Genomic DNA, 20,834 nt, shown 5'->3' with positions numbered 1-20,834 from the left:
AAGGCAAGCAACGACCCTATGCTGCCGGTCAATTACATCTGTTGAATGTCGGTTTATGCATATAAACTGAACACCGTCTTACAGACTTATTGTTACTAAAGATACATCGTCCTCCAAGGGTTGGCTACCAATATAGTGTTCCAATGCCGTCTTTATGGCGGAATAAGGTGCGTCAGCGCTTTGTAAAGCTGCATTTAATCTATCCTCGCCAAACATTTGGCCGTCGCTATTTCGCGCTTCAGTCACACCGTCAGAATAGAGTATCAGCGTATATCCGATTTTTTTTGTTAGAGTCGTAATTTCTGGTTGAAAACTGCCTGCAGATAGAATGCCCAAGGGCAAGTTACGCGAATTAATGTGGCTAACGATTTTGCGGTTAGCATCCAAGACGATTATAGGAGGCAGGCCTCCATTGAATATTTCAATCAAATCCGTTTCTGCGTCGTAGCATATAAAGCCACTGGCGCAAAAGTGGCTGATAGGCATGATCTCGCGCAATTTCCGGTTGATCTCGGCCAGAATAGAAGCGGCGTCGAAATCGCGCCGCGTCATAGCAAAAAACACGTCCGAAGTTGGCAGGGCTCCAATTGCTGCGGATAGGCCGTGCCCGGTGAAATCGCCCAACAGCAGATACAATTTGCCGGAGGGCGACTTGTCATAAATCATCAAATCGCCGTTAAAATGACCAGCCGAACGCTGCCAGTTAGTTATTTCCGAGATGATGTTATCACTCATCCGTCGGGTCAGCGAGTCGAACACATGATGGCTCAATTCGATTTCCTCCTCTGTGCGTCTTTTATAGACTTCCAACTCGCGATTCATGCGGCTAATACGCAACATCGCGGTAATTTTGGCGTTTAATAAGACCTTATTGACCGGTTTTGCCAAAAAGTCGTCGCCGCCGCTGACCACACATTGAGCCAAAGATTCATCGTCGCTATGCGCGGTGAGAAAAATGATTGGTACAAAACGCTCTGACGCTTGCTGTTTAATCAGGGTAGCGGCTTCGTAACCAGTCATCACTGGCATGCTTACATCCATCAATATCAAATCAGGCGCTTCGTTTTCAAATGCCGAAACACCTTCGAGGCCATTCGCCGCTTCGACCACACGATGCCCCGCTTTGCACACTAAGTTTTTCAGGTGTAGGCGGGTCATGCGGTCATCGTCGACCAACAGGATTTTTAAGGCGGGCTGAGTAGTCTCGAGCGATATCAAAGCGATCGTTATAAAAGTTTGGAATGGTTAGAGTTTATCGATTGAGTGCTTTCGGACAAGGTATCCTTCGGACATCTTTTGCACAAAGTTTAGACTAAACTTTTCCGGAACACATACCTTCAAACATTGTCTATGACGAAACCGGTTATCAAAGTCTCATTTGTTTTCCTTCTTGTTGTTATCAGCATGGCGATGATAGCGGCCGAAACTCTAAAGTTATTGCTGCTGAACGCATTGTCGCTATGGGAAATTGTGCTGACTCCACTACAGAACATTTTGATCGACACGATCGTACCGAGCGTTCTGGCTGCTGCGGTAATATGGCTATACGCCATACGGCCCTTAGTATCCAGGATCGCAGAGGGACAAGCCATTAACGACAGTCATACCAAATATCAACAGCATCTATTTAAGGCATTAGATATCCATGCGCTGGTCAGTGTCACTGACGCGCAAGGCCGAATTACCCTGGCCAACAGACACTTTTGCCAAGTGTCCGGTTACGGCGAGGACGAATTGTTAGGGCAAGATCACCGCATCGTAAATTCCGGTTATCACGACAAAACGTTCATGCGTGATATGTGGCGTAGCATTGCGCAGGGCGAGCCTTGGCAAGGCGAAATATGCAACCGAAATAAACACGGTGAACTTTATTGGGTGGATACCACCATCATGCCAATTCTGGGGGACAATGGCAAACCGGTTCAGTATATGTCAATCCGCCGTGACATTACTCAGTTGAAAGAAAATGAAAATTGTCTTTTGACCTTGAAGCGGGCGCTGGATGCCAGCAACGAAATGATTCTAGTCACTGACGCGTCCGGCAATATTCAATATGCTAACCCGACCGTATGCAATTTTACTGGCTGGTCAGAATCTGATTTGCTAGGAAATACGCCGGATATACTAGACAGTTCCAATGCCAGCAAGGAAATGTTGGCGCGCATGCAACACGACCTACTGGAAGACGGCGCCTGGAGAGGACGATTACTCAACCGCCGTCGCGGAGCCGAGCCGTTTCAGATTGCCGGCCAAACCACGCCGCCCGACGAAAGGGATTACTGGGCGGATATCAATATCACGGCCATTCGAGATAACGAAAAAGCGCTGATCGGTTATGTTCAAATCCAGCGTGATATAACGGATCAAGTTAACAGTGAACAGGCGCTATTGATGGAAAATGCCGATACCACCGCTAGACTGGCTATTTCGGAAACATTGCAAAAAACGCTTCCTCTACAGGAGCGCATTACTCAGGTGCTCGACATTTTGTTCGAACTGAAAGCGTTCGATCTGCAGCGAAAGGGTGGCCTGTTTCTAAAAGACCCTGAGCAAGATTTTCTGGATATGTTCGTGTTGCATGGTAGATTCAGTGAGGAATTCATTCGTCGTGAACAACGCATTCCCTACGGCGCCTGCCTGTGCGGACGTGCAGCCATCTCGCAGGAGCTAATCGTGTCGGACGATTGTTTTTGCGATCCACGCCACGATCATGTTTTCGATGGCATGCAGGCACACGGCCACTACATCCTGCCGATAGTGTCGGCAGGCAAAACCTTGGGTATTTTATTTTTATATACGGATCCCTACCCGGTCCGTCTTGAGTCTCGTCTGACCATGTTACAGCAGGTCAGTGATATGCTGGCGCTAGCGATTTTGCAGGAACAGGTAAAGAAATCGCTGGAAGCGGCACGGAATGCTGCGGAACAAGCTACCAGGATTAAATCAGAATTTCTAGCTAACATGAGTCATGAAATCCGAACACCCATGAACGGTGTGTTGGGCATGTTGGATATTGTTAAAGATACTGATCTCAACGCTGAGCAGCGCGACTTAATTGATACGGCCTGTAATTCGGCGGAGTCCCTGTTGATTATCATCAACGATATTTTGGATTTTTCTAAGCTGGAGGCCGGTAAGGTCGAGTTGGAATGCATCGAGTTTAATTTACAGGTGATAATAGAGGAAGTCTGTACATTGATGTCCGGACGCGCCCATGACAAAGGTTTAGAGCTCAATTGCTTTTTGCCCCCGGATTTACAAAAACGCTGGCGGAGCGACCCCAATCGGATACGGCAAGTACTGACTAATTTGGTCGGCAACGCGATCAAGTTTACCGATCACGGTGAGGTCTTTATCAAGGTAATGCAGCAAGAACAAAACGGCGATACAGCTATGTTACGTTTTGAAGTAAAAGATACCGGCATTGGTTTAAGTCCGGAAGACCAAGCCAGATTGTTTCAGCCGTTTGCACAGGCTGACAGTTCGACCGCACGCCGATTTGGCGGTACTGGCTTGGGGCTGTCTATCAGTAAAAATCTGGTTAAGATTATGGGGGGAAACATTGGGGTAGAAAGTGCTTCAGGAGAGGGAGCCTGTTTCTGGTTCACATTGTCGCTGCAGGCCGGCGAAACAGTTTTGTCGGCTCCTGCTTCTGATTTGACCGAAAAGCGCGCTTTGATCGTTGATGACAATGCGACCAACCGCAAGATCTTGTTTCACTACCTCGAACATTGGGGAATGAATGTTTCCGCAACTAATAATGCCGCTGAGGCGCTGGAGATACTTGCGTCAGCGGTGCGTGACAGCCAGCCCTTCGATATCCTGCTGTCGGACTTACAAATGCCGGAGATGGATGGTTACGCTTTGGCCGATGCCATCGACAAAGATCCTGCAATCGCTCGGATACCGCGACTGCTATTGTCGTCTGGCGGCTTCGGTAGCGAAAGCGAACGGGCGAAATTTGGTTTTGCGCAAGTCTTGTTAAAGCCTGTGAGGCAAGTAATGCTCTTCGATGCCATCATTAACGCCCTCCAGACGCCTGTCGAAAAACCGGCTGGTAAAGTTACAAATAACCTTGAGCTGCCGGATTTTAGTTGTAAGCGTATTTTGGTCGCCGAAGACAATAAAGTTAACCAAAAAGTGATTGTTGGTAGGTTAACCCGCTTCCACTGTTACGTTGATCTGGTGGAAAATGGAATGGAGGCGTTGGAAAAGCTGACGCATGGTAGATACGATCTGGTGTTGATGGATTGCCAAATGCCAGTGATGGACGGCTATGAGGCCGTCCGCACTCTGCGCGGACGTGAATTGAGTGGACAGTTTGAGCGCACGCCCGTTGTCGCCCTAACAGCTCATGCCTCCAATGAGGAACGCGATAAGTGCCTGTCTGCAGGAATGGATGATTTCCTCACCAAACCGGTTTCTAAAACACTGTTAATAAAAACGCTAACACACTGGCTGGGTAAACGGGAACTGGGTGAATCGAGTGGCGACACGCCGATTGCAAGGCATAGCAACACCGGAACAGACGACATAGTATGGGATTTTGCCACATCGTTAAAGCATTTGGACAATGATACGGAATTGCTGCAGGACATGGTCGATCTATTTATCGAAGATAGTCCAGCCAGACTTTCCGATGTAGAAAATGCGCTGGCCATTGGCGATCTGCCAGCCTTGGCCAACGCTGCGCACGCCATTAAAGGTATGGCAGGGCATTTTTGCGCCGGTCGTTTGACGGCGTTGGCTGCTGATTTGGAGCATAGTGCCAGACACTCCGATACCGCCGATTTTGCAGAAATGGTTAAGGCAGTCAGGAATGCCGTCAACGAATTAATCGCGGCCCTGGGGCGGGAAGTAGGAACTTAACAGTGGGAGAAGATTTCAATTTTCACGAATTCAAGGCTTCCAAGCACTTGCCATCGCCGGCGGGTACTGCTTTGACTGTCATGCAACTGGTGCAAAAAACAGATACGAGCGTACAAAAACTGGCTGAAGTAATAAAGGCCGATCCGGCCTTGACCGCGCGTATCCTAAGTTTTGCCAATTCAGCTGCGTTCGGTGCGCGCCGGCCTATAGCCAATGTATTCGACGCAGTACAGATGATGGGGCTGCACGCAGTGCGCAATTTTGCCGTGAGTCTGTCGTTGGTCGGCAATAACCGGCAAGGAGCGTGCACACAGTTCGATTACGGCACTTATTGGATGAAGTCGCTAGCTACGGCTGTCGCCATCGCAGTGCTTACTGCCCGTGAACGCACTGTAGCTCCCGAAGAGGCTTTTACTGTGGGAATACTGGCCGACATCGGCAAATTGGCACTGGCGACGGCATGGCCAGATATTTACTCCAAGTGTCTCGCCCAAGCCAGCGGCGCTGAACTACTGAAACTGGAAGAACAATATTTTGCCATCAATCATCGCCGGCTGACGTTGATACTGATACAGGATTGGGGCATACCGGAAGTATTTGTCAACGCATTGAAAATGAGTTTCGGCCCGCCGCAGGCTGAAGTTAACCGTATGGTTCGCTTTGCCAGCCAACTGGCATTTGCCAGGCAAATTGCGCATTACTGTATCGCGGACGACCCTTACCGAAAAGTGTCCCTGCCCGATCTACAGCGGGATGCGGCATTGCATAACATTGAGAAAGAAGCATTTAGTACGTTTGCCGAAGATGTCGTGTGCCAATGGCACGAATGGGGTAAGCTGATTGACGTCCAGACCGAAACCAGGCTCACCTTTCCAGAAACCGAATCCGATACGAGCAACACCTTACCCGGTTTGCGTATATTACTAGTAGACGACGACGCTTTACTATTGACGCGACTCTGCAAACAACTGACAGCAGCCGGCCACCAGGTAGAAGTCTGTCGGGATGGCAAATCCGCCTTGCAAATTGTGTTGGAACGCAAACCGCAACTGCTCATTACCGACTGGCGCATGTCGCCAATGGATGGTCTCGCGCTCACAAAAATCTTACGCGACTTGGAAATAGGCAAAATGCTGTACGTCATTATGTTAACCGCAGCAACTACAGAAGACGAGCTGGTGGAAGCGTTCGATGCTGGCATCGACGATTACGTAACCAAACCAGTCAACCTCAGAATCTTATTGGCGCGTATCCGAGCCGGTCAACGCATCATTACCTTGCAGCAGGAGCTGGAAAAGGAAAAGCAGGAAATTGAGCATTACAATGCCGAGTTGGCGGTTGCCAACCGGCGTCTCAGCGTTATTGCCAATACCGATATGCTGACTGGGTTGCCGAACAGACGCTACGCGCTATCACGTTTGCAGCAGGAGTGGGAAGCGGTTCTGCGTCATCAAAAATCGATCAGCGTGATGATGCTGGACCTGGACCATTTCAAAATGGTAAACGATACTCTGGGTCACGATGCCGGTGATGTCGTGTTGACCCATGTCGCAAATATAATGAAAACAGCGGTCAGAGCCACAGATATCGCTTGCCGCTTTGGCGGGGAAGAGTTTTTGGTAATCGCCACTAACACTGACGGCCAAACAGCGCTGTCGTTGGCCGAGCGTATCCGTCAGGTCATTCAGTCGCAACAGCCCAAAGACATCGATCTGCCCAGGCCGCTTACCGTGAGCATTGGTGTCGCAGGCTCTGTTGGCAATCGGCCCGGATGGCAGGAATTGATCAAATTGGCGGACGCGGCCCTTTATGAAGTCAAAGCTGGCACGCGTAACGCCTCCTCGCTGGCTTCGTATTAATACCGTTAAAATAATTGAGGCATTAATGACTAGGGGCTGTTGCCATTTTGGATCGATAACCTTGAAATTGAGCTACTCTGCCTCATTGATTGAGCTTTTCAATCAAAAGACAAGCAAACTATGCCGCGACAAATGTTTACGGATGAATACTGGAATAAATTCAAAGCCATCCTGTTGAGCGTGAGGATTTACGACAAGCCGACGCTTCGGCAAACGGTAGAAGGTATTTTTTATCGCATGCGAATCGGCTGTCCTTGGCGAGATCTGCCGGCAACGTTTGGCAAGTGGAATGCCGTGTATAAGCGATTCAATGCCTGGTCGCTTCAAGAAAAACTGATGGGCATCTTTCAGGAGCTGGTTGTGGATCCGGATTTGGAGTGGACATTCATTGATGGCAGTATTGTGAAAGCGCATCAACATAGTAGCGGCGCAGCCCATGAACGGGAAACGGCGATCGGAAAATCGGTAGCGGGTAACACCACCAAAATCCATATGGCCGTGGATGCCTGCGGGCTGCCCATTCATTTCTCGGTCACGGGCGGCGAAGTCCACGATTGTAAAGAAGCACCGGAATTAGTGGCGAAGCTTCCCTTGGCTAACTATATGATTGCTGACAAAGGCTATGACAGCGAACCCTTACGGATTCAAATTCGAGAGAAAGGTGCTGAGCCAATCATTCCAAGAAAGCAGAATTCAACCATTGGCAACGATGCTGTGGATTGGTGCCTCTACAAATATCGCCACCTGGTTGAAAATGTGTTTGCGAGACTGAAACATTTCAGAGCCATCGCGACGCGGTATGACAAACTGAAACGCAATTTTGAAAGCGTCATCGCTCTGGCTTGCGCTTTTATATGGTTGCCCATGTAAAACGGCAACAGCCCCTATTATAAACTGACCAACGAGGCTAAGTTTTTTAGCCGTTTAATTGATGAATAGTAACTTCCAGATTTATTGGCGTAACAGCTTTCGTTGCATCTTACCCATGGTAGCTATTTTCATTATTAGCCTATCTCTCCTGTCATTCACGTTGTTTATTGTCCGCTCGGACGTGTTAGAAAATCCGGCATACATTTCATTTCAGACATTCAGTGTTAAGGTATCAAAGGCAGCAGTTGGCCGTACCTTGGCATTCAAAATATGGGATTTTTACTACGGCCACAGCCGTGAAATATTTCATTGATTGTGGTACCAGATAAATCATCAAAAATAGCTTGCATTTTAATTCCACATAAATGCCGATATGTCGGCACGGGTGATGTCTATTCTGGAAAGCTTCGCGCCGACAGTGGAAGTCTATTCCATCGACGAAGCCTTTCTCGATTTCACCGATCTGTATCCTTGTCGCCGAGACCCGATCGCTTACGCCAAACAGATTAAACAAGCCGTGCGGCGTCAGGTCGGGATTCCGGTCTGTGTTGGCATGGGACCGACTAAGACTTTGGCCAAACTCGCCAACTTTGCCGCCAAAAAATGGCCACAAACCGGCGGCGTGCTGAATCTGTCCGATCTGCTCAGACGGGAAAAACTGATGAAGATCGTGCCGATCGATGAAGTCTGGGGCATTGGTCGCCAGTTATCCAAACAACTCAATCAGCTGGGCATAAGCACGGTTTGGGATTTAGCCCGGCAATCACCGCGGGAAATGCAACAACGATTCAGCGTGGTCATGGCCCGAACCATTATGGAGCTGAATGGGATTGCCTGTCTGGACCTGGAAGAAATTGCCCCCGACAAGCAGCAAATCGTTTGCTCGCGCAGTTTCAGCCGTAAACTGACCACGCTGCAAGAACTCAGCCCGGCGATGGCCGAATTTGCTTGCCGTGCCACCGAAAAACTCCGCCAGCAACACTCGGTGACCGGCTATGTCACTGCCTTTATTCGCACCAATCCTTTCGCCGAACACGAACCGCAATACCAGCGTGCCGCCAGTCAAAAACTCCAATTCCCCAGCCAGGACAGCCGCATCATTACCGGTATCGTCCAACAACTGCTCAAGGAAATTTATCGCCCCGGCTATAGCTATCAAAAATGCGGGGTACAGCTCAGCCAGATTCAACCGCAAACCGCGCCGGAACAATTTGATTTATTCGGCAACAACCAAACCCAGGAAAGCCCTCAGCTGATGCAAGCCGTAGATCAAATCAATCGCCGGTTTCCCAAAGGCATTGCTATTGCCAGTACCAAAATCGACCAGACCTGGAAGCCTAAGGCGGAGAGGATTTCACAGCGCTATACGACGAATTGGCGGGATTTAGCTACGGTGAATTGCCGCTAGCAAATCAATTTAACCTGAATGGGTGATACTGTATTGCCAACTCCCCGCTATAAGGTGTTTGATCGAACTGTATACCCGCGCGACGTTCAAAGCGGCTAAGAGGTCGCGGCTCGGACTGATTCACCACTGATGTTGCGGACGCTCTAGGCCGAACAAATCATGAACTTCGTTGATGGCGCTGGAGGAAATCATGCCCATAACGACGCGATTCATTTTTTTGATAATTTCCGGCAAACGGGGGCTGTGAATGCCTTCATCTTCCAGGTGGCACAGGTAGAAAAAAGCCAGCTCGTTTAACGAGCCCAGCACTCGTCTGCTGTTGGTGTTGGCAAACCTGACTTCGGCAAAGTCGGTCATCAGATTTTGAATAAAGGTCTGCTCGAAACCTTCCGCGGCCAATACGCAATGCAGATAGGATTTAAACAGTTGGATTAGTTGGGTAGCGTCAAGCTGGGGTACATCGGCAATCAAGAAATTGAAAAGCGTTTGGTCGTTGGCTACCAACAGACAGGGGCGACCGTCGATCTCGATTAGATTGAGGTGCCACGAGCAGAAATTAGAGGTTTCGACACTCGCATCGACCAGGTCGGTTTTTTTCAGCTTGAGTGCAGTTTGCAGCTTTTTGGTACAGCGTAAAACCAGCATTATTTGCCGCCCCAACGGTTAAACAAGATACGCATGATCGCTGCGTTGGCCAATCGCCGGTCAAATCTCTCAGGGTCGAAATCGCCGTCTGCCCATTCGAGCAAATGGGCGGCTTCTTCAGAATTCGGTTCCTCCTGCAGGACTTCCAGAAAATCGGCATAACCCTCCGGGCCGCCGACATCTTCCGGAGGACCAGAGCGTGCGCCATCCAATACCCAGGCGCCGCCTTTGGGATCGTTGTCTAAGTCGTTGCGAATCTCCTCGACGGTCACCAGGTGTTCCCAGTTATCACCCAAATCGTAGCGATAGAGCATAGTGTCACCGGTAGCCAGCAAGCGATTCAAATAGGCTTTGCGCTCGTCCAGCATATCGAGCTCATCGCCTGGGTCCGGCAGGGCATAAATCTTGTCTCGAATTTTAAACTGATGCAGGTGATAGTCGCTCCAGCCAAAGGCGGCCTGAATAAAGTGGTGTAACTTCGCCAAACTGATACGGCCATCGACTTCCAACCTTCGCCAGATCGGTGGGCGAATTTCATTAGGCCTAAGCTCGATATGCAGCGTGTACAAGCATGGTTGACTGGTACTGTTGGTGTGTTTCTTACGAACGGGCTTTTGCTCGACCATGTCGAATCTCGATATATTAATGCGCTGTAGTTTAACCCTACGGCAACCGAATTCGAATCGACAATATTGATCGCGCGTTTTGATAAAGCGGCTTACACTACCCACACGACTGATTCACCCGTGCAGGAGTTATCAGATGTCTTTATCCATGTTTGCCATTTCGGTTCCGCCCCTCGTCCGCAGTCTGACGCAATTACGATCCATTCTGGAAAAAGCGACTGATTTCGCAGAGACCAAAAGGTTTGATCCGTCGGTATTGGTCAACGCACGCCTATATCCCGACATGTACCCGTTGAAGCGTCAGGTGCAAATTGCTAGTGACGTTTCCAAGGGTGCTGTTTCCCGTTTAGCCGGACAGGAGCCTCCGAAGTTCGACGATGTTGAAAACTCGTTTGCCGAGTTGATCGAGCGAGTTGATAAAACATTGGCGCATATCAACTCGTTTACCGCTGAACAAATCGATGGATCGGAAGCCACGACGATTTTGCTGCCCTTGCATGACCGTACATTGACCTTTACCGGTTTAACCTACGTGACACACTTCGTGCTACCCAATGTATATTTTCACGTGACTACTACTTACGCCATTCTGCGGCACAATGGGTTGGAAATCGGCAAGAAGGATTACCTGGGTGAGTTCGGTTGATTGTGAATTAATTAGAAAGCTGACATCCATTTTGTTTGGCTGACGGTGACATTTCGACCCCATTTCTGCCGGTTGATATTCTACATTGCGGCCAGTCTGGGAAATCCAGATTTTGGAAACTGGCGGACTGCAAAGCAGCCGCTGGCGACCTCAACCAACCGGCCAAAAGCGGTCAGAGAGAATAAATTATAGTTTTAGGTTTGGGCGAGCAAACTGCTCGAAAGCAGTCGCTCGCCCAAATGATTTGAGGCCTAAACTTCAGTTTGCTCTGAAAGCTCCAGGGCGTCATCTACCTCAATACCTAGATATCGAACCGTGCTTTCTAATTTCGTATGGCCGAGTAATAACTGCACCGCTCGCAGGTTTTTGGTTCGTCTATAAATGAGGGTTGCTTTGGTTCGACGCATGGTATGGGTTCCATAGCCGGATGGGTCAAGGCCTATTGATGTCACCCAACGCTCGACTATGCGCGCATATTGCCGAGTCGAAATATGGAGAGAACGATGGATACGACTGGGGAACAAATATTGATCTGGCCGTAATTGAGCTTGTGCAATCCAATCTGCCAACGAATCTCTCGTCTGTTCGGTTATCTCAAACTGAACCGGTCGGTGTGTCTTTTGCTGCATGACAATAGCTCGCGTCAGTACCCGGCTTGCCTGCGAAATATCGCTTACTTTCAACCGGACCAAATCTGTACTAGCTCCTTGACTTGATGAGCCAGTTGCAAGCGAATCCTTATTGCCCATATTTCCTTAAATTTCAGCGGATATTTCTGGCCGACAATTTTCCCTTTGTTCCAAGGAATACCGTGTTTATTGCTGGTAATTGAATTATTCATGACAAACTCCAAAACATTTAGATGAAAGGAGTTCTCATTTTGGCTTTTAAGCAAGTGTCTACCGATTACATTTTTTCGCCAACAATTCCCCATCAATAGCTTTAACAACTTGCGTCGACCGATAACGTTGTTGGGGCATTAATACACTTGTCACAATGATGATGTAGATTTTTTTTCGAAATCTCGTGAGTCGGCATGTTAAACAGTTATTGGCGTCCTGCATTGAAAATATTCGAGATAGGCCAACCGTTGGCGAACTTTCACTGATGATACGGCAACAATCAATGCTGTTGAGCTGCCTGTGCGGCAACACAGGTTCTTTCCTAATTAGGCCTGAGTCGTGGTGCTCACGCACCGCACTCGCTATTGCGCCGCGACCTACGGCGCAAATTAGAGACTTGCTCGAACCGTGGCCTATTTAATGCTTATACATGCGGAGCAGTATTTTCGGACAGGCCAATCTCACTGCCCTGCAACAAACACTCAGACAGCAGCTTTCAAACCAGACTGGCGCAAAAGTAACAGGATAACTCATGAAGTTTCTCGACACATTCGCTCGACGAACACAGCCACCCAGGCTTTCAGTTACTCCCTTATCGACCCAGTCGGTTTTGGGCGGCAGCCCAAAAAGCAATATTCGCCTACTAAATCCTGGATTGTTGTTCTGCTTGGGACTGATGTCCGGATTTGCCACGCCTGCAACAGCCGCCGTCACCATCGACTACAGCTACGATGACCTGAACCGGTTACAGACGGTTACCCGCAACGACGGACCGGTGGTTGCCTACCAATACGATGTGGCTGGGAATTTCAACACGCAAGGCGTCACTAACAGCCCAGATACCGACGGCGACCTACTGGCCAATTTTGCCGACCCGGACGACGATAACGACGGTATGCCGGATGCCTGGGAAATTCAATACGGGCTCAATCCACTGAGTCCGGGCGATGCCGGACTGGATGCCGACGGCGACGGCATCACCAACTTGGCGGAATATCAGGCCAATTCCAATCCGCTACAGCCTCCCAATACCAGTGTAGCGGTACCAGCCGTACCGGAATGGGGTTTGGTCATCATGGCTTTGGCATTAGGGCTAATACTGGCTCGACAAACTAAAAAACAAGGAGTGTAACGTGATGAACATGCCAAGGAATTCGGGTGCTTCCGTGCGCCTGGTTGTGACACGTCTGTTGCTGATCTGCCTGATGGGCTTTGGGGTTTCGGCCATGGCGGCCCCTACCGACACTGGCCCAGCGAAATGGGTATTGCCTGCCGTGGCGCAGGCCGTCGTCGAGCCACACGTACCGGCACCAGCCCCAACATCCCCTGCCGGCTGGGTCAACCAGACTGCGGAACCGGTATCCCCGGAAGCGGCGCAGGCCATCATCGAGCAACGCGAACAGGCGCTGACACAGCAGCGCGACCAGCAAGCAGCGAAGCAAAGCCGGCCAGCGACTACTGCCGCAGCCAAAGCCTCGGCAATTTTGGCCGCTACGGAAACCGTGGCCGCAGCCGCGCTGGTGCCTGCCGCCACCGAGTTTAGCCAACTAGCGGCCGCGTTGGAAAACGATCCGCGCCGCATTTACCAGTTCGTCCGCAACCATTTTACTTACGTCCCGTATTACGGCGCCTTGAAAGGCCCTTATCTGACCTTGAAAGAACGCAGCGGCAACGACTTCGACCAGGCCGCCGTGCTGGTGGAATTGCTGCGGGCAGCAGGTTACACCGCGAATTACCAATACGGAAGCATGAGCATTCCCCTTTCAGCAGCCAATAATAATGACATGGCGCACTGGCTGGGTACCGATGCCGATGCCAGTCGTATCGGCAATATCATCGGCTCGGGCGGCATTCCCGCCACCGTCTACACCGGCAGCAACGCCTATGTCGCGATGGATCGGGTCTGGGTGGTAGCTAACATCAACAGCGCCAACATAGCACTGGACCCGGCCTTTAAATCCAGCGACAAACAGGGCGGCATCAATCTGGCTACCGCAATGGGTTACGACAAAACTGCTTTGTTAAGTGCGGCCGGCGGCTTGCTGGGTACTGATTCGATCCAAAACCTGAATAGCGGCAATCTGAATGCCGAACTGAACGATTTGACCACACAGTTGGTTAGTCAACTCAAGCAAAATTATCCCAACGCCTATGTGCGCGACATCATCGGCGGCTTGAACATCGTCCCTGACCAAAGCAGCAGTTTGCCGGCTGGCTTGCCGTTCGCCGGTACACCGACGCAAACCGCCTGGGCCGAAATTCCCGCCGGTTACATTCATACCGTGCGTCTGCAACACGGCGCGATCGACACTACGTTGAATATTCCACAAATTGCCGGCAAAAAACTCAGCATCAGTTATGTCGGAGACAGTACGCCTATCGATCCGCCGCCGGCTGGAGCTGTGGATTTCGGCACCGTTAGTCCCGGCCAGGATGGCCCGACCTTTACCTGGAATCCCGGCAACCCCAACAGTGTCGTGATCCAGGTCACCAGCACGATCAGCGGCACGAATGCCAGCGCGTTTCAATTCGTGTCCGGCAGCGGCACCCAGAACATCCCCGCTAATAACGGCAGCGTTCCGGTAAAAGTCAAATTCACCGGCATCGGCCAGACGGCCGGGCGTAAAAACGCTACCTTGACCCTCACGTTCAGCTACCAGGGCAGCACCATCGGCACCCAAACCGTGGCCTTGACCGGCGCGGTGCAAAGCACGCCGGTGGCCCAACTCTATCTGGACGATACCCTGTTGCTATCGGAAGGCACTCCCTCCGGTAATTTGACAAGCCTCACCTTGAGCATAGACCATCCCTACAGCGCCTCGGTCAGCAATCCCTGCTTTACCGGCGCCAAATACGGCGACCAATGTGCTGTCTTCACACTCAAGCGTACCGGGTCTTACGTACTGGCCTCGGCCTTTGGCGGCGACCATGACAGCAGCCTATTGAGCGAACGCCAACGCTATCTGGACCAACTGACCGGGCAAGGCGCGGCCAACACCTCCCGCGAAGTGGTCAGCGAAACCTTGAACATCTTCGGCCAAAGCTGGATGCAACAAACTCAACTGGCCGACGATCTGCTGAACACCTTGAGCGATAACCGCGCCATCCGCCATCACCGCTTCGGTATCGTCGGTCAGGAAGACGGTTATTTCGTCGATGTCAGAGCCCAGTTCGTGTCCACGCTACCGCAGAGCGCGACTGCCGGCGAAGGCACCTTCCAGAGTTCGGGCTTGATCGCCAGCGCCATGGAACACGCGGTTCTGGAGCAATTGCAAGGCGCCAGCCAGCCGGCAATGTCCACCGTCAAAATTTTCCACCTCAACAATCAAAGCGGTCAAAAGTTCTTTTTGGCTAACAGCGGCAATTTTGCCAGTGTCTGGGGGCAGTTAAGCGGTTACTCGTCCAACAATCCAGGTAATGACGACTACACGCAATTACTGGCTCGGATCAACGCCGGCGCCACGCTGATTCTGCCGCAAAACGGCCAAGTCACCCTCAACAGCTGGCACGGCAACGGTTACATCGATTACCGGGTCAACGGCAACCAACGCAGCCAGGGTATGATGATTGGCGGTGGCCTGAACGGTGGCTATGGCTCTTTCCTGGGCTCGGTGAATACGCCGGCGGCGCAAAGCTATTACACGCCGCTACAACTGCCCGCCGGCAACGTCGCCACCCCCAAGGGCGCCGACCCGGTCGATCTAGGCAGCGGCGCCTACCTAAATCAGGCCGTCGATCTCAGCCTGGGCGGCAACGGCCCGCGCGGCTTGAGCTTCGCTCGCAGCTACAACAGCCAGCAGGTCAATCAGGATTCGGCCGGGCTGGGTAAGGGTTGGAATCACGGCTACCACATTCGCTTGAACCAGCACAGCGACGTCAAAACCGCCCTCGGCCTACGCAGCCCGCAGGACGCCGCCGCGTTGATCGTGGCGGCATATGTCAGCCGCGACCTGATGTCTCCGACCCAGCCTTCCCTGAAGGAATGGACCGTCGGCGCGCTGGTGGCGCAATGGGCCACCGACCAGTTGCAGGACAAAGCCGTCAGCGTCCAACTGGGTGACCGGGCCTTGAGCTACCGGCAATTGCCCGACGGCAGCTTCGTCGCCCCGCCAGGTGTTACCACCCAACTGATCAAAAACGCCAACGGCACCTACAAACTGAGCGAACGCTTCGGCACGGTGTTGGCCTTCGACGCCAACCGCCGCATCCAAAGCCTGACCGACATCGACGGCAATGCCTTAAGCTTTACCTACACCGGCGACCTGCTGACCCAGGTCAAGGATGCCTACAACCGCACCCTGACCCTGAGCTACACCGCCGGCAAACTCACTCAGGTGGCCGACAACCAGGGCCGGGCCGTGACCTACAGCTACACCGGCAACGACCTAACCCAATTCCGCGACCCGGAGAACAAACTCTGGCAATACGGCTACGACGCCAGCCACCAAATCCTCACGGTCACCGATCCGGTGAACGCCGTCATCGTCAGCAACGCCTACGACGATCACAACCGGGTGACCCAGCAAACCGCGCCCCGCGAAACCGGCAGCGCCTTGTACAAACTGCATTACACCGGCCTGTCGTCATCCGATGAAGACCCGGCCGGCCACCGCACCACCTATTATTACGACACTACCGGTCGCACCGTGGCGGTGGAAAATGCCCTGGGCCAAAAAAGCCAAACCCAATACGACGGCCAGGGCCATGTTATCCAAACCACCGATGCTTTGGGCCACGCGACCCAAATCAGCTACGACGCCAACCACAACCCCACGCAAAGCCTCAACGCCCTGAATCAGGCCACCACGTTCGGCTACGACGGTAACTTGCGGCTAACCCAAGTCAACGACGCGCTGAACCACGCCCGCCAGATCGACTACGACGCCGAACACCACCCGGTGGCCGCCCGCAATGCCCTGAACCAGCAAACCGCCACGGCCTACACCGTCGCCGGTCTGGTCCAAAGCCAAACCGACGCGCGTAACACCACCACCCAATACACCTACGACGCCAACGGCCACCCGGCCACCGCCAAGACCGCCGCCCATCCAGCGGTCACGACCCAATACGACGGCATCGGCCGCCTGACCAGCCTCACCGACCAGGCCGGCGCCGTGACCCAGTTCCAATACGACAAGCGCGGCCTGCTGCTGACCCGCACCGATCCCCTCGGCAAGATCAACAGCTCGACCTACGACAACGCCGGCCGCCCCGTCAGCCACACCGACCGCAACGGCCATACCGTCAGCAGCAGCTACACCGCCAGCGGCAAGCTCAACCAGATTACCTACCCCGGCAACCAGACCGTCAACTTCGACTACGACAACCTGGATCGTTTAACCACGATGACCGACTCGACCGGCACCACCAGCAACAGTTACGATGCCGCAGGCCGGCTGACCGGTACCACCGACCCGAACGGCTTCCAAGTCAGCTACCAATACGACGCCGCCGGTAACCTGACCCAACTGACCTATCCCGGAAACAAGACCGTCGGATATGGCTACGACGCCTTAAACCGACTAAAAAGCGTCACGATCAACTGGCTGAACAAAACCGAAAGCTATACCTATGATGCAGCCGGCCGGCTGACCCAGGCCAGTCGCTTCAACGCCAGCCAAACCCAATACGGCTACGACAACGCCGATAGGCTGACCAGTCTGAGCCACAAGACCAGCGGCAACGCCACCCTAGCCAGTTATGCCTACACCCTGGACGCCAACGGCAACCGCACCCAAGCCGTGGTCAACGAAGCCAAGTTACCCGAACAACTGATCAACAACAGCCAAAGTTACACGTACAACACCACCAAAAACCGACTGACCCAGCAAAACAGCACCGCGCTGACTTACGATCAAGAAGGCCAGCTCAAGACCCAGGGCACCACCAACTACGCCTACGACTACGCCCACCGCCTGATCAGCCAGGGCAACCAAAGCTACGTCTACGACGGCATCGGCAATCGCATCAAAGCCACCAGAAACGGACAAGTCACTAAGTACATTTACGACGCCGCCGGCAACCTGCTGGCCGAAGCCAACAACAGCAACGTCATCAGCAAATACTACATCTACGGTAAAGGCCTGACCGCGATGGTCGACGCCGCCACCGGCCAACTTTACGTCTACCACTTCGACGGCACCGGGCATACGGTCGCCATTAGCAACGCCAGCCAGCAAACCCAAAATACCTATGCCTACGATCCGTATGGCAAGCTGATGGCCAAAACCGAAGCCATCGCCCAGCCGTTCCAATACGCCGGACAGGTGGGTATCCTGGCCGAGGGGAACAACCTTTACTACATGCGGGCGCGGTATTACGATGCGAATCTTGGACGGTTTATCTCGGAAGACCCGATTGGGCATAACGGCGGGCTCAACCTGTATGCCTATGTCGGGGGGAATCCCATTATGGCGGTCGATCCAGATGGGTTATGCCCTTGGTGTATTGCTGCTGGTGTCGGTGCAGTTGTTAGTGGGGGCATTGATCTTGGGGTTCAACTGTACAGTAACGGCGGTCAATTTTCCGAAGTCAATTGGGGAAGTGTCGGTGTTTCGGCTCTCGTTGGAGCCGGACTCTCGACACTGGCGCCAACTGGAGCATTACTAGGACGTGGCGGACAAAAAGCTGTGCAATATGGATACTCAGAAACAGCAGGTTTACTAAATACAGGAGCCACTCGTTTTGGTTGGACGTATAACCGCGCGGTAGATGCGGATGTGTTGAGTCTTCGAATTGGTAAAGCTCATTTCGACGTGCCTGGAATAACTGCAACAGCTGGTGCAAATCCAGTTAGGGATGGAGTAATTTCTGGTGTCTCGGCGGTCGGCGTAACCTTTAGTTCTAGTGCTAAATAATAAATTCGCATGTTAAATGCAGTTGATGAAAAACGGTGTGCCATGGAAAGTTGGTTCCAAGACCAGAAATTTCAGCATGTAAAAATGCGCATAAGGGAGGTTTCTGGTGTCGATCCACTTGATCCAAATGATGATTACCATATCAAATATGATTTTGATTTTGACGCGGATAATGCTTTAGCAGCTTCAGTAAACATATTTATATCGAAAGATTCCTATGTCGGTTTGTACATTAAAAACGCCTTAGGGTTTCAGGCCAAGGTTTTAAGTACCAGAGCTATTTTGGCAATTTTAAAAATAATATCAGATGGAAATGTTTTTTATAAAAATCCAGCGCTAAAACTAAAATATTTGTTTAAGCCAAAACTTTTCATAAAAAAAACCACATACAAATTTCTTGTGGAAAATGATTTCCCGTATTTGGATGTATTCTTAATCTTTGATGATGATCAAGAACTATCAAATATCCAAAAGTATGAGCCGTGGTCATGAAAGGCAATAGAAATTTATTGTATGAATGAAAATTGTCCATAGGCTGGCTTTTCGCTACAACAACCCGTAGCGTGCAGTGAGGTATGAACCGCATGCTTTGAAGTAGATGGCTTTATCCCCAGCTCTTTAACAATTCGATAACGCTCCTGATGTCGCCGACCCAACCGGCCCTGAAAGACTGGGTGGTGGGCGCGCTGGTGGCACAATGGGCCACCGACCAGTTGCAGGACAAGTCCATCGCCATCCAACTGGGCGACCGGGTCTTGAGCTACCGGCAACTGCCCGACGGCAGCTTCGTGGCCCCGCCCGGCGTGACGACCCAGCTGATCAAAAACGCCAACGGCACCTATAAACTCAGCGAACGTTTCGGCACCGTGTTGGCCTTCGACGCCAACCGCCGCATCCAAAGCCTGACCGACATCGACGGCAATGCCTTAAGCTTTACCTACACCGGCGACCTGCTGACCCAGGTCAAGGATGCCTACAACCGCACCCTGACCCTGAGCTACACCGCCGGCAAACTCACTCAGGTGGCCGACAACCAGGGCCGGGCCGTGACCTACAGCTACACCGGCAACGACCTAACCCAATTCCGCGACCCGGAGAACAAACTCTGGCAATACGGCTACGACGCCAGCCACCAAATCCTCACGGTCACCGATCCGGTGAACGCCGTCATCGTCAGCAACGCCTACGACGACCGCAACCGGGTGACCCAGCAAACCGCACCGCGCGACAACAACACGACCGGGCTGTATCAGTTGCACTACACCGGCCTATCCAGCGCCGAACAAGACCCTGCCGGCCAGCGCACGACGTATTACTACGACACCGCCGGCCGCACGGTCGCGGTGGAAAACGCCCTGGGCCAGATCGCCAAAACGGCTTACGACCGCCTGAACCGCCTCACCCAAACCGACCACCTAGCCGACACCAGCCAGGACACGTTCAGCTACGACGGCTTCGGCGACCTGATCCAGACCCAAAACGGCGACGTCACGTATACCTACGCCTACGACGCCAAACATCGGTTGAAAAGCAAAACCGACAGCCGTGCCGGCAAAACCCTGAGCTGGGCCTACGACCCGGCCGGCAATATCGACACCAAGACCGATTACCAGGGCGACGTCACCGATTACCAGTACGACAACGCCAACCGCTTGGTGGCCGAGACCAACCCCAACTACCTGCAAGTCAGCTACCATTACGACGGCGCGGGCCGGCTCATCGATCGCATCCTCAGCAATGGTGCCATCACTAATTACGGTTGGGACGCAGCCGGCCGGCTGACGCAATTAAAAAACACCACGATTACCGGCCAGTTGGTCAACAACACCGGCTACACAAGGGACCGCATCGGCAACGTCCTGACCCAAACCGAAGCCGGCGGCACCGGCCAGCCGACGGGTATCACCGGCTATAGCTACGACCCGGAATATCGGCTATTGACCGCCGACTACCCCGGCACCGCCAACGACGAGGCTTTCAGCTACGACAAAGTCGGCAACCGCAAAACCTACACCAAAGCCGGCGCCACCAAATATTACAATGTCGATGCCGGCAACCGCCTGAAAGACATCCGTACCGGCAGCACCACCGGTACCGTGTATGAAAGCTACGGCTACGACGACAACGGCAGTCTGACCACCATCAACGCGATAACGTGCGCTGATAGGATGCAGCCGCTAGGCGCATCGTTCGCGTGAATAACAAGGTTCTC

At 52.3% G+C, this 20,834-nt stretch carries 12 protein-coding genes and 1 pseudogene; 9 read left to right on the top strand and 4 right to left on the bottom strand.

What is annotated here, in order from left to right; genetic code table 11:
• Positions 1-78: 78 nt before the first annotated feature.
• A complete protein-coding gene (locus VXJ35_RS23430; RefSeq protein WP_269454936.1) occupies positions 79-1,176 on the bottom strand; it encodes a PP2C family protein-serine/threonine phosphatase in 1,098 nt (365 codons plus the stop codon).
• A gap of 174 nt (positions 1,177-1,350) precedes the next feature.
• Here VXJ35_RS23430 and VXJ35_RS23425 point away from each other — a divergent pair, with 174 nt between their 5' ends.
• The 4 genes from VXJ35_RS23425 (at position 1,351) to VXJ35_RS23410 (ending at position 9,006) form a co-directional block, all read left to right on the top strand.
• Complete coding sequence (locus tag VXJ35_RS23425; RefSeq protein ID WP_064023771.1) at positions 1,351-4,869, top strand: response regulator; 3,519 nt, start codon at positions 1,351-1,353, stop codon at positions 4,867-4,869.
• Between the two features lie 2 nt (positions 4,870-4,871).
• On the top strand, positions 4,872-6,728 hold the full coding sequence (locus tag VXJ35_RS23420; RefSeq protein ID WP_157198348.1) for a diguanylate cyclase: 1,857 nt from the start codon (positions 4,872-4,874) through the stop codon (positions 6,726-6,728).
• A gap of 120 nt (positions 6,729-6,848) precedes the next feature.
• A complete protein-coding gene (locus VXJ35_RS23415; protein ID WP_064023769.1) occupies positions 6,849-7,598 on the top strand; it encodes an IS5 family transposase in 750 nt (249 codons plus the stop codon).
• Between the two features lie 373 nt (positions 7,599-7,971).
• On the top strand, positions 7,972-9,006 hold the full coding sequence (locus VXJ35_RS23410; protein WP_331709687.1) for a Y-family DNA polymerase: 1,035 nt from the start codon (positions 7,972-7,974) through the stop codon (positions 9,004-9,006).
• A 120-nt stretch (positions 9,007-9,126) separates the two neighbouring features.
• On the opposite strand, the gene VXJ35_RS23405 is transcribed toward VXJ35_RS23410, so the two are convergent.
• Entirely contained in the window at positions 9,127-9,651 is a 525-nt protein-coding gene (locus VXJ35_RS23405; RefSeq protein WP_064023767.1) for a DUF6933 domain-containing protein, read from the bottom strand.
• A complete protein-coding gene (locus tag VXJ35_RS23400) occupies positions 9,651-10,277 on the bottom strand; it encodes a plasmid pRiA4b ORF-3 family protein (RefSeq protein WP_064023766.1) in 627 nt (208 codons plus the stop codon). The genes VXJ35_RS23405 and VXJ35_RS23400 overlap by 1 nt, the downstream gene beginning before the upstream one ends.
• Before the next feature lie 136 nt (positions 10,278-10,413).
• On the opposite strand from VXJ35_RS23400, the gene VXJ35_RS23395 reads away from it, so the two are divergent.
• On the top strand, positions 10,414-10,923 hold the full coding sequence (locus VXJ35_RS23395; protein ID WP_064023765.1) for a DUF1993 family protein: 510 nt from the start codon (positions 10,414-10,416) through the stop codon (positions 10,921-10,923).
• A 251-nt stretch (positions 10,924-11,174) separates the two neighbouring features.
• Here VXJ35_RS23395 and VXJ35_RS23390 read toward each other — a convergent pair.
• Positions 11,175-11,764: pseudogene (locus VXJ35_RS23390) on the bottom strand (tyrosine-type recombinase/integrase).
• 677 nt (positions 11,765-12,441) lie between these two features.
• Here VXJ35_RS23390 and VXJ35_RS23385 point away from each other — a divergent pair.
• From VXJ35_RS23385 to VXJ35_RS23370, 4 genes are all read left to right on the top strand, one after another.
• Positions 12,442-12,897, top strand: coding sequence for a hypothetical protein (locus VXJ35_RS23385; protein ID WP_197484822.1), 456 nt, complete (start codon positions 12,442-12,444; stop codon positions 12,895-12,897).
• Between the two features lie 4 nt (positions 12,898-12,901).
• Positions 12,902-18,622 carry an RHS repeat-associated core domain-containing protein gene (locus VXJ35_RS23380; protein WP_082881136.1) on the top strand — a complete coding sequence of 1,907 codons (5,721 nt, stop codon included), beginning with the start codon at positions 12,902-12,904 and terminating at the stop codon, positions 18,620-18,622.
• 9 nt (positions 18,623-18,631) lie between these two features.
• Entirely contained in the window at positions 18,632-19,114 is a 483-nt protein-coding gene (locus tag VXJ35_RS23375) for a hypothetical protein (RefSeq protein ID WP_157198346.1), read from the top strand.
• A gap of 149 nt (positions 19,115-19,263) precedes the next feature.
• Positions 19,264-20,820: an RHS repeat protein gene (locus VXJ35_RS23370; RefSeq protein WP_064023761.1), complete on the top strand. Its 1,557-nt coding sequence runs from the start codon at positions 19,264-19,266 to the stop codon at positions 20,818-20,820.
• Positions 20,821-20,834 lie beyond the last annotated feature (14 nt).

Origin of the sequence: Methylomonas sp. DH-1 (assembly GCF_046097555.1) — a bacterium.
Classification (GTDB): Bacteria; Pseudomonadota; Gammaproteobacteria; order Methylococcales; family Methylomonadaceae; genus Methylomonas; species Methylomonas koyamae.
This window is presented reverse-complemented; position numbering and strand designations above follow the sequence as displayed.

Bases quoted from the DNA above. Each gene is read 5' to 3' on its own strand.
- VXJ35_RS23410 (WP_331709687.1), top strand. From the start codon at position 7,972: ATGTCGGCACGGGTGATGTCTATTCTGGAAAGCTTCGCGCCGACAGTG.
- VXJ35_RS23405 (WP_064023767.1), bottom strand. From the start codon at position 9,651: ATGCTGGTTTTACGCTGTACCAAAAAGCTGCAAACTGCACTCAAGCTG.
- VXJ35_RS23375 (WP_157198346.1), top strand. From the start codon at position 18,632: ATGTTAAATGCAGTTGATGAAAAACGGTGTGCCATGGAAAGTTGGTTC.
- VXJ35_RS23400 (WP_064023766.1), bottom strand. From the start codon at position 10,277: ATGGTCGAGCAAAAGCCCGTTCGTAAGAAACACACCAACAGTACCAGT.
- VXJ35_RS23425 (WP_064023771.1), top strand. From the start codon at position 1,351: ATGACGAAACCGGTTATCAAAGTCTCATTTGTTTTCCTTCTTGTTGTT.
- VXJ35_RS23385 (WP_197484822.1), top strand. From the start codon at position 12,442: ATGTCCGGATTTGCCACGCCTGCAACAGCCGCCGTCACCATCGACTAC.
- VXJ35_RS23395 (WP_064023765.1), top strand. From the start codon at position 10,414: ATGTCTTTATCCATGTTTGCCATTTCGGTTCCGCCCCTCGTCCGCAGT.
- VXJ35_RS23380 (WP_082881136.1), top strand. From the start codon at position 12,902: ATGAACATGCCAAGGAATTCGGGTGCTTCCGTGCGCCTGGTTGTGACA.
- VXJ35_RS23370 (WP_064023761.1), top strand. From the start codon at position 19,264: ATGTCGCCGACCCAACCGGCCCTGAAAGACTGGGTGGTGGGCGCGCTG.
- VXJ35_RS23415 (WP_064023769.1), top strand. From the start codon at position 6,849: ATGCCGCGACAAATGTTTACGGATGAATACTGGAATAAATTCAAAGCC.